This window comes from Aeribacillus composti, from assembly GCF_031760945.1.
Classification (GTDB): domain Bacteria; phylum Bacillota; class Bacilli; order Bacillales; family Aeribacillaceae; genus Aeribacillus; species Aeribacillus composti.
This window is the reverse complement of the sequence record NZ_CP134501.1, coordinates 818,610-832,795: the sequence shown is the minus strand read 5'-3', so window position 1 is coordinate 832,795 and position 14,186 is coordinate 818,610. Positions and strand designations below refer to the sequence as shown.

General features: G+C 38.5%; 13 protein-coding genes. 1 reads left to right on the top strand and 12 read right to left on the bottom strand.

Features of this window, described 5'->3' with window-relative positions:
- Positions 1-26 precede the first annotated feature (26 nt).
- The 5 genes from RI196_RS04105 to rpoN all read right to left on the bottom strand — a co-directional run bounded on the left by RI196_RS04105 (position 27) and on the right by rpoN (position 5,133).
- A complete protein-coding gene (locus RI196_RS04105; protein ID WP_311066978.1) occupies positions 27-1,211 on the bottom strand; it encodes a phosphoglycerate kinase in 1,185 nt (394 codons plus the stop codon).
- A gap of 146 nt (positions 1,212-1,357) precedes the next feature.
- Positions 1,358-2,365, bottom strand: coding sequence for a type I glyceraldehyde-3-phosphate dehydrogenase (gene gap, locus RI196_RS04100; RefSeq protein WP_311066977.1), 1,008 nt, complete (start codon positions 2,363-2,365; stop codon positions 1,358-1,360).
- Positions 2,366-2,414: 49 nt separating this feature from the next.
- Positions 2,415-3,437, bottom strand: a complete 1,023-nt coding sequence (locus RI196_RS04095) for a sugar-binding transcriptional regulator (protein ID WP_311066976.1) — start codon at positions 3,435-3,437, stop codon at positions 2,415-2,417.
- Positions 3,438-3,561: 124 nt separating this feature from the next.
- Positions 3,562-3,813, bottom strand: coding sequence for a glutaredoxin family protein (locus RI196_RS04090; protein ID WP_063386962.1), 252 nt, complete (start codon positions 3,811-3,813; stop codon positions 3,562-3,564).
- A gap of 15 nt (positions 3,814-3,828) precedes the next feature.
- The gene (gene rpoN, locus RI196_RS04085) at positions 3,829-5,133 is read right to left on the bottom strand and encodes an RNA polymerase factor sigma-54 (protein WP_311066975.1); all 1,305 of its coding nucleotides are present in this window, start codon (positions 5,131-5,133) and stop codon (positions 3,829-3,831) included.
- Positions 5,134-5,207: 74 nt separating this feature from the next.
- Between rpoN and yvfG the strand changes: the two genes are divergently transcribed.
- The gene (yvfG, locus tag RI196_RS04080) at positions 5,208-5,423 is read left to right on the top strand and encodes a protein YvfG (RefSeq protein WP_063386963.1); all 216 of its coding nucleotides are present in this window, start codon (positions 5,208-5,210) and stop codon (positions 5,421-5,423) included.
- A 138-nt stretch (positions 5,424-5,561) separates the two neighbouring features.
- Here yvfG and RI196_RS04075 read toward each other — a convergent pair whose 3' ends face one another.
- The 7 genes from RI196_RS04075 to csx20 form a co-directional block, all read right to left on the bottom strand.
- Positions 5,562-6,593, bottom strand: coding sequence for an ABC transporter substrate-binding protein (locus RI196_RS04075; protein WP_311066974.1), 1,032 nt, complete (start codon positions 6,591-6,593; stop codon positions 5,562-5,564).
- A 149-nt stretch (positions 6,594-6,742) separates the two neighbouring features.
- Complete coding sequence (locus RI196_RS04070; RefSeq protein ID WP_063386965.1) at positions 6,743-7,603, bottom strand: ABC transporter permease; 861 nt, start codon at positions 7,601-7,603, stop codon at positions 6,743-6,745.
- The gene (locus RI196_RS04065; RefSeq protein WP_311066973.1) at positions 7,604-8,386 is read right to left on the bottom strand and encodes an ABC transporter ATP-binding protein; all 783 of its coding nucleotides are present in this window, start codon (positions 8,384-8,386) and stop codon (positions 7,604-7,606) included.
- A 17-nt stretch (positions 8,387-8,403) separates the two neighbouring features.
- Complete coding sequence (locus RI196_RS04060) at positions 8,404-9,828, bottom strand: 8-oxoguanine deaminase (protein ID WP_311066972.1); 1,425 nt, start codon at positions 9,826-9,828, stop codon at positions 8,404-8,406.
- 165 nt (positions 9,829-9,993) lie between these two features.
- A complete protein-coding gene (locus RI196_RS04055) occupies positions 9,994-11,862 on the bottom strand; it encodes an IS1182 family transposase (RefSeq protein ID WP_311066971.1) in 1,869 nt (622 codons plus the stop codon).
- Between the two features lie 503 nt (positions 11,863-12,365).
- The gene (csx2, locus tag RI196_RS04050; protein WP_311066970.1) at positions 12,366-13,739 is read right to left on the bottom strand and encodes a TIGR02221 family CRISPR-associated protein; all 1,374 of its coding nucleotides are present in this window, start codon (positions 13,737-13,739) and stop codon (positions 12,366-12,368) included.
- A 34-nt stretch (positions 13,740-13,773) separates the two neighbouring features.
- Positions 13,774-14,163, bottom strand: a complete 390-nt coding sequence (gene csx20 / locus RI196_RS04045; protein ID WP_311066969.1) for a CRISPR-associated protein Csx20 — start codon at positions 14,161-14,163, stop codon at positions 13,774-13,776.
- Positions 14,164-14,186 lie beyond the last annotated feature (23 nt).

The window sequence follows — 14,186 nt, the reverse complement described above, 5'->3', positions numbered from 1 at the left end:
CTTCCTTTTTACGGAAATGGTTGTGGTTATTTGTCTTCCAATATTTGAACTCCCGGAAGTTTCTTCCCTTCCATGAACTCTAAAGATGCTCCGCCTCCGGTTGAGATGTGGTTCATTTTATCCGCAAGGCCGAATTTTTCTACTGCTGCTGCTGAATCACCGCCGCCGATGACCGTATAAGTATGTTCTGCTTTCGCCAAGCTTTCCGCTACAGCTTTTGTTCCCTTTGCAAAAGCATCCATTTCAAAAACGCCCATCGGTCCGTTCCAAACAACAAGCTTTGATTGTTGAATGACATCCGCATAAATTTCAGCCGTTTTAGGTCCAATGTCAAGTGCTTCCCAATCAGCCGGAATACTGTCAATATCCACTACTTTTGTATTGGCATCATTTGAAAAATCATCTGCTACCACAACATCTACAGGCATATAAAAGCGAACGCCCTTTTCTTTGGCACGTTCCATAAACGATTTTGCCAGTTCTATTTTATCTTCTTCAAGCAAAGACTTGCCGATTTCGTGACCCAGCGCTTTTACAAACGTATAAGCAAGTCCTCCGCCGATAATCAAATTATCTACACGTTCCAATAAATTTTCGATAACTCCGATTTTATCTTTTACTTTTGCACCCCCGATAATCGCTGTAAATGGGCGGTCAGGATTATCAAGCGCTTTCGCTAAAACATTGATTTCTTTTTCCATTAAAAATCCTGCAACAGATGGTAAATATTCCGCAATGCCTGCGGTGGATGCATGTGCGCGGTGAGCAGCGCCAAAGGCATCGTTAACATATAGATCAGCCAATTCAGCAAAAGCTTTAGCAAGCTCAGGATCATTTTTTTCTTCGCCAGGATAAAAGCGTACATTTTCCAGAACGAGAATGTCGCCATTGTTTAACTTGTCTACTTCCGCTTTTACAGCCGCACCGTAAGCTTCATCTACTTTGACCACCTTTTTGCCTAACAGTTCTTCTAAACGCTTCGCTACAGGCGTCAATCGAAGCTCTTCCACAACCTGTCCTTTTGGTCTGCCAAGGTGGCTGGCAAGCAATACTTTCGCTCCTTGATCCGCCAAGTATTGGATCGTTGGGAGTGCAGCTCGAATGCGTGTATCATCGGTTATTTTGCCATCCTGCATCGGTACATTAAAGTCAACTCGGCAAAATACCGTTTTCCCTTTCACATCGACATCTTTTATCGTTTTCTTGTTCATGGCTCAAGCTCCTCCTTCACAATAACGATCAGGAAAAAATTCTTCCTACATGTTGAAAGGGAAAGGGGAATGTAAACGTCCCCTTCCCCTTCCCGCTTTTCATTATAGCTTTTTAAACAGGCAAGCTACAAGTCCGTATTTAAAGATTATAAACCTTGTTTTGCAATGTAAGCCGCCAAATCTACCACGCGGTTTGAGTATCCTGTTTCGTTATCGTACCAAGAAACAACTTTCACCATGCGGTTTTCAAGCACCATAGTAGAAAGCGCATCAATCGTAGAAGAATGAGTATCACCATTATAGTCTCTGGATACAAGCGGCTCCTCGCTGTACGCTAAAATACCTTTCAATTCTCCTTCAGCTGCTTCTTTAAGCGCCGCATTTACTTCTTCCACTGTTACGTCTTTTTCAAGCTCTGCAACTAAGTCAACGATGGACACATTTGGTGTCGGAACACGCATTGCCATACCGTTAAGTTTTCCTTTTAATTCAGGCAATACGAGCGCAACCGCTTTAGCCGCACCAGTTGTTGTCGGTATGATAGACTCTGCTGCAGCGCGAGCGCGGCGGTAATCTTTGTGAGGCAAGTCTAAAATTTGTTGGTCATTTGTATAAGCATGCACAGTTGTCATCATGCCGCGAACAATGCCAAATTTTTCATGTAAAACTTTTGCAAACGGAGCTAAGCAGTTCGTTGTACATGAAGCGTTGGAAATGACATGATGATTGCTTGGATCATATTTGTCTTCGTTTACGCCCATAACAATTGTGATATCTTCTTCTTTAGCCGGAGCAGAAATGATTACTTTTTTCGCACCTGCTTCAAGGTGTTTTGCCGCATCTTGACGGTTTGTGAAGCGACCAGTAGATTCTACTACAATTTCTACGCCAAGGTCTTCCCAGCCTAATTGAGCTGGATCGCGCTCGGATAATACTTTAATTTCTTTTCCATCCACGACCAAGTTATTTCCGTTTACCCCGACTTCCACATCGAGTTTTCCATGAACAGAATCGTATTGTAAAAGATGTGCAAGCATGTTTGCATCTGTTAAATCGTTTACTGCTACTACTTCTACTTCAGGATTTTTTAATGCTGCGCGAAATACATTGCGTCCAATACGACCAAAACCATTAATACCTATTTTCACTGCCATCTTTAAGTCCTCCTTCAATTTTAGGAATGATGTTTATATTGAGGGAGCTTTACAGTTCCCTTAATAACTCTTTAGCTGCCACTTCGTCAGTTACTAAAATCGTGGCTAATGATTGATTCATATACGCTTTGATCGCTTTTGCTTTAGAGGCTCCTCCCGCAACCGCGATCACATTTCGTATGTTTTTTAAGTCCTCCAGCTGCATTCCAACCGTTTGAACTTTATGAACGACTTCACCTTTTTGGTTGAAGTAATAACCGAAAGCTTCGCCTACTGCATTTCCTTTTTTAATTTTTTCGAAATCTTCCTTCGGAGTCTTTCTTCGCTCCGCCATTGTTTGAGCATCCCCGATGCCATGAACAAGCATTTTCGCTGAACGTATAATTTTTAAAAGGTCTTTTATTTCCGGTTCTTCGATAATGGATTCATATGCTTCCTTGCTTAGCTGGTCAGGAACATGAAGCAGCCTGTATTTCCCATGTGCACGTTCAGCTATTTTGGCGCAAATCGTATTCGCCTGGTTTTCAACATTTTCCCCTAGTCCGCCTCTTGCAGGGACAAATAAAACATTTCGGTGATGACCTAACGGAATCATCATTTCAGCAACAGCTGCCAGCGTTGTGCCGCCTGCCACAGCAACAACCTCGTCATCCTGCAAATGATTCATAATGCATTGTGCACAAGCTCTTCCCATTTCTTTTTTCACGAGGGGCGAATGGTCGCTGTCACCTGAAACAACAATCACTTCATCTAAATGAAGCTTCTCTTTTAATGTAGTTTCCAAAAAAGTTAAACCTAAAACATCTTTCATCATTTCTTCCAATGATGAAAGAAGATCATCCCCTTCTTTCGTTAAGGTCATTCCCGAGGGGTGAATATGAATTAAATTTTGTTCTTTTAAAAATTGCACTTCTCCACGCAGAATTCTTTCACTGATGCCTAAATTGTTTGACAAGCTTCGTCTTCCTACAGGCTGCATCAGTCGAATGGACTGCAAAATTTGATAGCGCTTTTGCATAGTTTGGAGAAGATCAGGCAATAATTTTTTTTGAGCTTCAATTAATGATTGCATTTTCAAGACCCTTCAGCTCTTTCTTTCCGGGACTTTTTTTGTCCCTGTAAGACAAATTATGTCCCAATTATAGCAAAAAAATTCACCCCTTGCTACATATATTATTTTAGCAGGAGCGCAAATGTTAATCAACAGAAACAAGTTCCAGCAAACGTTTTCTTAAAGAATTTTCTTCAATTTTCCCAAAAATAACAATCTTTCCATTCACTTCAATCACTGGAATCATTAGTTGATATTTTTCCAGCAGCCGGTCATCTTGATAAATATCTTTTTCTTTCAGATCAAAGGGTATTTCAGCTTGCAGCTTATACAGCAATTCCTTTGCTTCATCACACAATGGACATGTTTGCTTCGTATAAAGAACCACTTGATTCACGAATCCAATTCCTTTCTAATTATATCTTTTTCGCAAATTGGACGAAGGGATATTGAGCTGATCGCGGTATTTGGCCACTGTTCTTCTCGAAACATTCATATTATAATTCTCTTTCAACAGGTTGGCAATTTTTTGATCTGAAAGCGGTCTTTGCTTATTTTCTTGATCAATTAATTGCTGAATGACCTGTTTAACATTCGCACTTGATGTATCTTCTTCTCCCACTTTGTTAGTGAAAAAATATTTCAACTCATATAAACCGAAAGGAGTTTGAACAAATTTATCATTGACCGCTCTGCTTACAGTCGACTCGTGAATGTTAAGTGAATCAGCGATATCTTTTAATGTTAGCGGTTTCAAAACGTTGTTTTTCAAATAGAAAAAGTCTTTCTGAAATCGTATAATTTCCTGCATAACTTTGACAAGCGTTTCCTTCCGCTGCTCAAGCGATTTTAACAGCCAGCGTCCTTGATGGAGTTTAGTCTGTACGTAAGATTTTACATCTTTTTCTGTTTGTACAATCGGTTCATAGTCCCGATTGATTTTAATTTGCGGCAAAAGATCTTCATTATAATATACAATCCAATCTCCATTTCGCTCTTCAATCATTAAATCAGGGATGATATAATTCGGGGTTTCCTCATCAAATTGCAGACCAGGTCTTGGATTCAATGTTTGAACAAAATCGAAAATTTGCTGAAGAGCATTCAGCGACAGACCTGTCTTTTTGGAAAGATCCTTCCAAGCTTTTGTGGCAAACAGATGAAAATGCTCTTTTAACACGAACTCGGAGCCTTTAGGTTTTTCCTCAATTTCTTTAGCCTGCAAAAGCAAGCATTCTTGAAGCGAACGTGCCCCGACGCCAATTGGATCTAATGATTGCAGTACAGACAGCTGTTTTTCCAAAAGATCGATCGAAATTTGGAACTTTTCCGATAGGCGGGATAAGTCTTCTGACATATAACCATTTGAGTCCACTGCATCGATTAAAATATGAATAGCACGCCGTTCGTTTTCGGTAAAACGAAATTCTACGAGCTGATTTCGCAAATGATCTTTTAGCCCCATCCCTTTTTTCGGCATATTTTCGATCCAGCGGCCATCCTCCTTGCTAGCCCTCTGCTGCTTTCTTTGATTATGATAAAATATCGTTGGATGGGATTCTTCCAATTCCACAAAGGGGTTTTCAAGCGTAATTTCCCTCAAGTAAGATACTAAATCGATTGTAGAATATTGCAAAAGCCCAATGGCTTGCTTCAGCTCTTTCGTCATCGCCAATCTCAAGGATTGGTTTTGGACTAAGTCCATTTTTATATGCATCAGAACTCCCCCCCTTTAGTTCTATTTTACATGAAGAATTTAAAAAAAGAATCTAAAATTTTGGAGGAACGAACATGACACAGCTTTTTTCTGTTTCCTATTTTAAAGAAAACTTTAAACAGTACATTGAAATGAATAAAGAAAAATCTTCAAAGATTGATGCCATGAACAGCTACTACCGATCTGTCGTCTCAACTTTAATTTACGACCAGCTAACCAAAAATGCAGAAATATTGAAAAGACTGCAAAATCTTGATCAAGCATATAATCAAGTGAAAAACGAGGAATAAAAGGACTTTTAAATTTTAATGTATGGGATCAGTTTTTGAAGTCGGCATATAAGCCGATTTCTTCTTTTTTTGCAATAAAACTTATGGCTAAACAAAAAAACTGAGCAAATATAAGCTGCCCAGCTTTCGTTTTCGTTTTTATTTCGATTCATGTTTTGGCAAATATTCTGTCGTAAAAATTTCCTTTGCATCAAATGTTTTTTCTAATAAACCGAGATCGTGCAATTGTTTAATTAATGTTGCCCAGCGTTCTTCCGTCATATATCCGACTCCATGCTCTGCTGCATCTCCTCCATATACAAAATCCACTTGTGTTTCGGCTTCAAATTTTAATGATTCTAATTCCATATCAGCGTTGTCTTTCTGAATCACTTTATTAATCTCTTCGTAAGAATCTTTGTATAAATACCATCCTTCGACAAAAGCATCCACAAATGCTTTGACAGTTTCTTTATTTTTTTCTAAATAGTCTTTTGTAACATATAACACAACGTTATAAGGATTATAACCTGCATCAGATATGAGCTTCGTTTCTACATCTACTCCATCTTTTTTTAAGAAAAACGGCTCTGAAGTCTTAAAGGCTTGGCTTACAGAATTGGGATCGCTAATAAAATTCGAATGCTGTCCTGTATAAGCCAATTCTTGTACATTAGTTAAATTATATTTAGATTTCAAAAAGTCCCAATACGTAATACCAGGCTGTATATATACTTTTCTTCCATTTAATTCATCAAAATCGTCAATTCCCTTTCCTTTATGGAACATTAATGCCTGCGGGCTTCCTTGCATGGCAGCAGCTACAGCGACTAATTCAATTCCTTGATTTCTAGCAATAACCATTTGGTCAGCATGTGCAAGCCCAAAGTCAGCACTTCCAGATGCAACCATTTGAATAGACGAGACTTGCGGCCCGCCCGGTTCGATCGTGACTTTTAAACCGTTTTTTTCAAACAATCCGTTTTCTTGTGCTGCATACAAACCGCCATGCTGCGCCTTCGGAAACCAATTTAATACAATTTTTACATCTTTTAATTCTTTTTTCTCTCCATTCGAAGCGCTGTCTCCCTCGTTTGTTGAGCTGCTCGACTCTTGTCCGCCGCAGGCGGCAAGGAAGAACATGAATATAATCACGATTAATAGAAAACTTGCTTTGCGCCATGCTTTCAATTCTTTTTCCCCCTTTTTGCACTTTTTTGAAACTCAATAAAGCTCGTTCCCTAACGCAGCAAACCATTTTTATGCAAAAAAATTAGCAAATTAAATTCAGCTCTTGTAAGCAATAGTGATTATGTCAACTTAATTTTTGATCAAATTTTTTATTTTTCTCCCTTCATCGCGGATTCGTGCCATGATCTCAGCATGAAATGAGAAAACAAACTTACGAGTAAGTAAAAGACAATCCCAAAAATAGCAGCGGCAATTCCGCAAGCAAATAAATATGGTGTTTTTAATTGAACGGCTGCTACCGTAATGGCATACCCTAAACCGCCTTTTCCTCCACCAATTCCAGCTATATATTCACCCGTAATAGCTCCAACGATCGATAGCGTGCTGGATATTTTTAAGCCGGTCATCATGTAAGGCATAGCAGCCGGAATTCGGAGCTTCCACATTTTTTGCCATTTTGACGCATTATATAAAGTAAATAATTCGCTCATATTTTTATCGACTGAATTCAATCCCATTAACGTATTTGAAATAATCGGAAAAAATCCGATTAAAAATGAAATCATCACAATCGAATTGAAGCCCGAGCCGAACCAGATAACAACGATCGGTGCAACAGCTACAACCGGTATCGTTTGTAAAATAACTGCATACGGGTAAATGCTTATTTCTAAAATTTTTGAGCTTGCTAATAAAACCGCAAAGCCAATTCCAATGATGGCGCTTATTACAAATCCGATCACAGATTCAGCCACCGTTATTTGTATGGCTGGCCATAATAACTCCCAATCTTCAACCGCCGCTTGAAGGACGTCTGTCGGTTTTGGAAGTATAAACGGCTGCACGCCAACCATAATCGGTACAAACTGCCATAAAGAAAGAAAAACAACAAGCGCAGCAATCGGACCAATAATCTTCCATTTTGATTTGCTCCATATTTTCAGTTTGCCAGTATTATTTGATTGAGCGACAATTTCCTTCGTTTGAGTGGTTGCTGTTTGTACAGACATTTATACCAACTCCCTTCGGGTTGAACTATTCTCAAGACTTTGCGAGGAAATATCGACATATTCTGTAAACCGTTCATCTGTCCGCTCCCTCGGATAAGGAAGATCGACATCGATGATAGATGATAATAGTCCGGGCCGAGCTGACAACACTGCAATTCTAGTAGAAAGATAGACAGCTTCAAATACATTATGAGTAACGAACAAAATTGTCATTTTCTCCCTTTTCCATATTTCAAGCAGCTCCGTCTGCAAGGTCTGTCTTGTAATCTCGTCTAATGCAGCAAACGGTTCATCCATTAACAGCAATTTAGGTTTTGCAGCCAACGCTCGAGCTATAGACACCCTCATTCTCATTCCGCCTGACAACTGCCTAGGATACGACTTTATATGATCTTTTAGTCCAACCATCTCCAATACTTTGATCGCATCCTCTTTGCGGCTTTTTTTATCGGAACCCCTTAATTCTAAAGGCAGCATCACATTTTCCAGCACCGTTCTCCATGGAAGCAAATTGGCATCTTGGAATACAAAAGCAACATCATTTGTATTTTTTATAACTTCTTTCGGGTTTTGCCCAAATACCTCTACCTTGCCCTCAGTAGCTTCGCCTAAACCTGCCACCATTCTTAATGCCGTTGATTTCCCGCAGCCAGATGGGCCGAGGAAGCTTATAAATTCCCCTTCTGTGATGGAAAAATGGAATTGGCTTAAAGCGACTGTGCCGGTATTGTAAATCTTACTAACATGATGAAATGCGACAACTTCGTTTTGGATCGCTTCCACTGTTTATCCCTCCTTACCTAAGTTAAAATAGCTGAGTTTCTTATTCTTGTTTTTTTATAATTGACTTTTGTATGCTCAAGAGCCGCTTCCAGCATTCTTTCAGCAGCTTTTTGCGCCCGCATGGCAAATGATTCTTCATTGATATTGACAAGACGCCCTTTATCTACGACAATCCGTCCGCCAACGATAGTCATATCGACTGTCGGTGTGCCCGCTAGAATCGGAAGTGCCGTATCGTTGAAAAGCGCACCGGCAAATTCTAATCGATTCGTATCAATCATAAACATATCTGCAGCCTTGCCGACTTCCAATGAGCCAATGGCATTTTCCCAGCCAAGCACTTTAGCTGAACCTCTCGTTGCAATCGACAAACAATCTTCAGCACTTAGCGCTGTCGTTCCATGCTGAAGATTATGGAGCAGGTTCATAATTTTTAAATCTAATAATAGATTGGAGGAATCATTAGAAGTTGAACCATCAACACCAAATCCCACCTTTACTCCTGCCTGCAGCATGTCCATAATTCGCATCGTTCCGGAAGCCATTTTCATATTGCTGCTCGGACAATGAGCGATTCCGCAGCCGCAAGCACCCAGCTTGGCAATTTCTTTGTCATCAAACCAGATTCCATGTGCATACCACACGTCTTCGCCGACCCATCCTGTTTCTTCCATTAGTTCGAAAGGACGCATGCCAAACTTTTCTCTGCAAAAATCCTCTTCATCGATCGTTTCCGCCAAATGGGTATGCATCCGAACGCCATAACTTCGTGCTAAATCCGCAGATTCACGCAGCAAGTCTTTGCTAACCGAAAATGGTGAACAAGGTGCAACACCTACCCGCAGCATCGAAAATTTACTAGGATCATGATAGGTTTCAATAATTCTCATGGTATCTCGAAGAATAACATCCTCCGGCTGAACGATTTCATCTGGCGGCAATCCCCCTTTTGATCGTCCTAAACTCATAGAACCTCTAGTTGGGTAAAAACGAATTCCGATCTCACGTGCTGCCCGTATTTCCTCATCAATTAATTCACGGCTGACTCCATTCGGAAAAACGTAAAAATGGTCAGCTGATGCCGTACAGCCGCTTTTAAGTAACTCACCTAATCCGACAACAGCACTTAAATACACATCTTCCGGCCTTAGATGGCGCCAAATATCGTACAAAGCGATTAGCCAATCAAACAGCTCAACATTTTGCACCCAAGGGATATTGCGGGTGAAAGTCTGATACAAATGATGATGCGTATTGATTAACCCCGGATAAACAATTTTTCCGCGCGCATCAATGACAATATCCGCTGACTCACAAGGTAAATCATAGCCGATCGCTTTAATCTCTTGACCGACAACATACATGCTGCCGCCTGGGTATTCCGTTCGATTTTCATCCATCGCAATAATATTTTTGGCATTTTTTATGAACAACGTCTTCATTCATTCACCCCTTTATAATACGATCAATCCCCTTTATGTTATTTTTTATAACACAATACGTAATGTATATTTATTATATATTCTTTTCAGCTGTTTAACATTAGCGGATATTCACAATTTTTAATGTGATTTTGTGTATTTTAACTAAAAATTTACGTATTTATGTTATATATTATGACATAAACGGCTTTTTTTAAGAGGAGCGGTATACGGGGGAGTGGATTTGTTTCCATATTTAGGAAATAAAAAGGGGCTGTCCGATAAGTCCCTAAAATGAAGCAAGTGGAGAAAAACAATTCGTTTCTCTCCACTTGCTTTTATATTTTTTCGATTTTTATCTGAAAGTAGCTGGCGGATGCCGGCTACTTTCAGTATGTTGTGGGCTAATGCCACAATCCCAAACTCAACATGTACCTTGTCGAGGCCCCGCAAAGAAAATCTGCGGAACGACCGATTGCCCTTGATGTGACCGAACACACTTTCTGCCTCGACTTTGCGTCGAGCGTAGATGGCGGCTTTCTCTTCACATTCAAGGGCTGTTTTGGCCTTTGCTTTCATTTCTTCGAAGATGGGATTCCAGTGAACTTGACGATTTCCCTTCGCTTTTGTGCATTTCGCTTTCAATGGGCAATCGGTACAATCTTCACATTCGTATATTTTGAAGCTTTGTTCATAGCCAGATGGATTCTTTTTGTTTTGGTATTTTTTAAACGTTACTCTCCTTCCATTCGGGCAAATAAAACAATCATCCTCTTCACAATAGGTCCAGTTTTTGGCATTTTTAATGTCTTTTTTGTATGTACGTGTTTGTTCTTTTACATAGCTCCCATAAGGAATTAGAAACTCAAACCGGGGCTCTTTCTCATCACCAACTGCATATACATAGTTTTCTTCACTACCATAGCCTGCATCCGCAATAACTGTTTGGGGCATCGGTAATGAAGTGGAGGCTAGCTTCTCCATATGTGGGATAAAGCAACGTGTATCGGTCGGTCGTTGATGAATGGTATAAAACAAGATAAACTGATTCTCTGTCCCCATTTGCACGTTGTATCCGGGCTTGAGCTGACCGTTTTTCATATGGTCTTCTTTCATGCGCATGAAGGTTGCGTCTTTGTCTGTTTTCGAGTAGCTGTTACGGTCACCGAACATTTCCTTTTGTTCCTTGTATCTTGCCATTCGGGGCAGGAAATCTTCCCGAATTTGTTTCACCGATTTCTTTAATTGACTGCGTTTTTTTCGCTTCTCTTTCCGAATGGATGTATCGGTCTCCTTTTCGATTTCTTCCGTTAGCGTTTCAACTTTTTCTTCTATTTCTTTTGCGATTTCCTCCAGGTTTTGTTCGGTGATCTCTGTATGTTGATCGCTTTCCTTTTGCCCTGTTCCGGCTTCTAATTGGGTTAATTCATGAATGTGCTTTAGTGTTTCTTGGATTTTTTCTTTTAATTTCTCTTCGAATTTCAAAGTGGATTTTTTCCACACAAAAGAATACTTATTGGCATTGGCTTCGATCTTAGTGCCATCCAAAAAGTAGTTTTCCATCGTGATGTAATGTTCTTTTATCAATTTGAGAATCATGACTTCAAAGAGCTCATCCATGAAAGCTTTCATCCGTTCCCCTCGGAACTCATTAATGGTGCGAAAATCTGGTTGTTGCATCGCTGAAAGCCACATGGCAGGAATATTTTCTTTAACGAGTTTTTCGATTCCTCGGCAGGAATAAACCTTTTGAGAATAAGCATACAGAATGATTTTCAGCATCATTTTGGGATGATAGGAACTTCTGCCGCCGCCTTTATAATGAGAAAACAATTGTTTATCTGGTATCGCCTCCACCATTTCGTCCACGACACGTGCCACGTGATGTTCGGGTATAAGAGATTCAATATCATAAATCATTTGAACTTGACGGTTGTCATATGGTTTGAAAGTAGGGGCTAAATTTCTTTTGGCAGGAGTTTTTTCTTCTTTTCCATCTAGAGGAAGTGTCATTTGTGTGTTATAATTTTCACGAGTAATCATTTGATTGCTCATAAAAAATCGTCCTTTCTGTAATGTTGTGTGGTAACTTCATTTTACTAGAAAGGACGATTTTTTTGTGCATTTTTTTTAAAAAGTGAAAAAATGAGGGGCTCCAAAAAGTCAGTTACCCTGACTTTTTGGACAGCCCCACGTTATTGCTGTGTTCAAACAAATACAGACCAAACACAAAGTAATCTTCCAGATAGAATATAAGTCGGAAATCGTTTTTTTAATCGCTAAAAGGCTGGTATTTTCTTTTGCAAAGGTCTTCACGTTTTGATGCACAAATTTTTCCTTAACATCCTTCAGAACATATAAAACTTGATTTGTTCTATATAAATATGGTGTTAGATAATAAAGTTGAGTGTAATGAAATCCCACCTCAATATCTGATAAAGAAACTACTTTATGAGTAAAAGTAAAATTAATCTTTTCTTAACGTTTTATAAACAAAATGTCAATTGCTTTGAATAACACTCTTTATTTTTATTATCCTTTTTCCATAGTTTATTCGATTATCTAGATGATTCCTTTTGGAAGTTAGGACGTTTTCGCAAATTATTAAAATCATAAAGAGAAGGAAGTTTACTCAGTTTTGTTTCATTTGAATTATGAAAAATATATTTTTCAACAGTATTTGCAAGTTCCAAGCTTTTTTTGATAACTTTATCATAGTCATCGTGATCCCCAAAACCAGCATGAGCAATATGATTTCGTATAATCCTTATTTCATCATAAACCTGTCCAATTTTTTGGTAATCCTTGTTTGAATCATTTTTCAAAAAATGTAATAATAGATTTTGTATCTTTTCCCGATCATTTTTGTTCTGATAATCAATGGAAGGAATTCTTTTTTTATAAATGTACTGTAAATAAGTGATAATAGATTCAGCCAAACAAATATACCCATTAGCGTATCGATTATGGTCAAAAAACCATTTTGCTAGTCGGAACTGGAATTCAGCATCATTATTTACGCCTTTAAAATAATTGACAAAATCAAGTAATTCCGGTTTTAAATACAATAACATCGACTGAGGCACTGGGACGTCATCAACTTTTTCCAATTGATACCTTAATTTATCCATCTGAGAACGTAATTCTCTAATATAATTCAAGTTAGTCAGTTTGGAAATGTTTAACATCGTTTGTTTGATATCGTTATCTTCCATTAATTCAGCCATTAAGTCGACATTCCCATATGTAACAAAATCAAATACTCCCTTCGTCCACTTGGTGATGGAAAACAATGGATTTAAATCTATAATGGGAGTATAATCAAGTTCCCGGCTCACTTCAAACATTCCATAATAAATACCTGATAAACGTATTATGTCTTTCCTTAATGTTTGAATAAAATCTATCATCAAATACATAAAAAGAGGAATTGAACGGAAAGAATGGGTAATATCTAAATAAATTTTATCAGCAGGCTGAAATTGTTGTTGTAAATCCATAAATATATCAAGATTTTTAAACAATTCTTCATCATTCATTCCATATTCTAAAATTTTACATACTGAACCACCAGACGCATGAGGATTAATATTTTTCAAAAATTCATCCATCACTTCGTTGACACACTGCAAATCGACCTCTGTTAACTGATCTCCAATTTTTTCTATTAGAGAGAAGTATTTTTTCTCTTTTTCTAAATCTCCTTCTATCTTTCCAAAATATCTGTATACCTCTTCCCACATCGAATTTTTCGTGCCAACCAAAATAATTTTATCCACTTTTAAATGTTCACTGATAGCTGCTGTGATAAAAGATGTCTCATAAATCTTTCCGCTATCAGGAAATTTATATTTAGCAGTTCTGTATTCTCGCATTCCCACACCTTTTTCTTCGTACCCCCCGCTACCGAGAGGAGCAATTAATATCTCCACTATTCCATCCACTCCTTTTATCCTTTATTTGATGTCATCCCGCAGGATACTCTCTAAAATTGACATGCTGAAAGATGCGATTCGTTCGAATGGTTCCGTCCTTTAGTTGTTCTTCTATCACTTTCCTTTCAGTTGTAGCATAATAAACAACGTATCCTCTTTTCTTTAACCATTGAACAAGGCAAAATGTTGCGCCAAATTCCCCTTGAACAATCAGTTTGTCCCCTTTTTTCAACTGTTTTGAAAGCCAATTTTTTATTTCTCTTAAAAAATCTTCTTGCCATTCCCCTGATGGGGGAATATTGGACCATATTTTTTGCAGGGAATCCGGCAGATACACAATATCATCAATTTTAAAACGTTGGTTAATTTCTTGTATTTGTATTTCTGACAATTTATGAGACAAAATGACAAACATCTTCATCTTAAAACTCCTAAAATAATTTT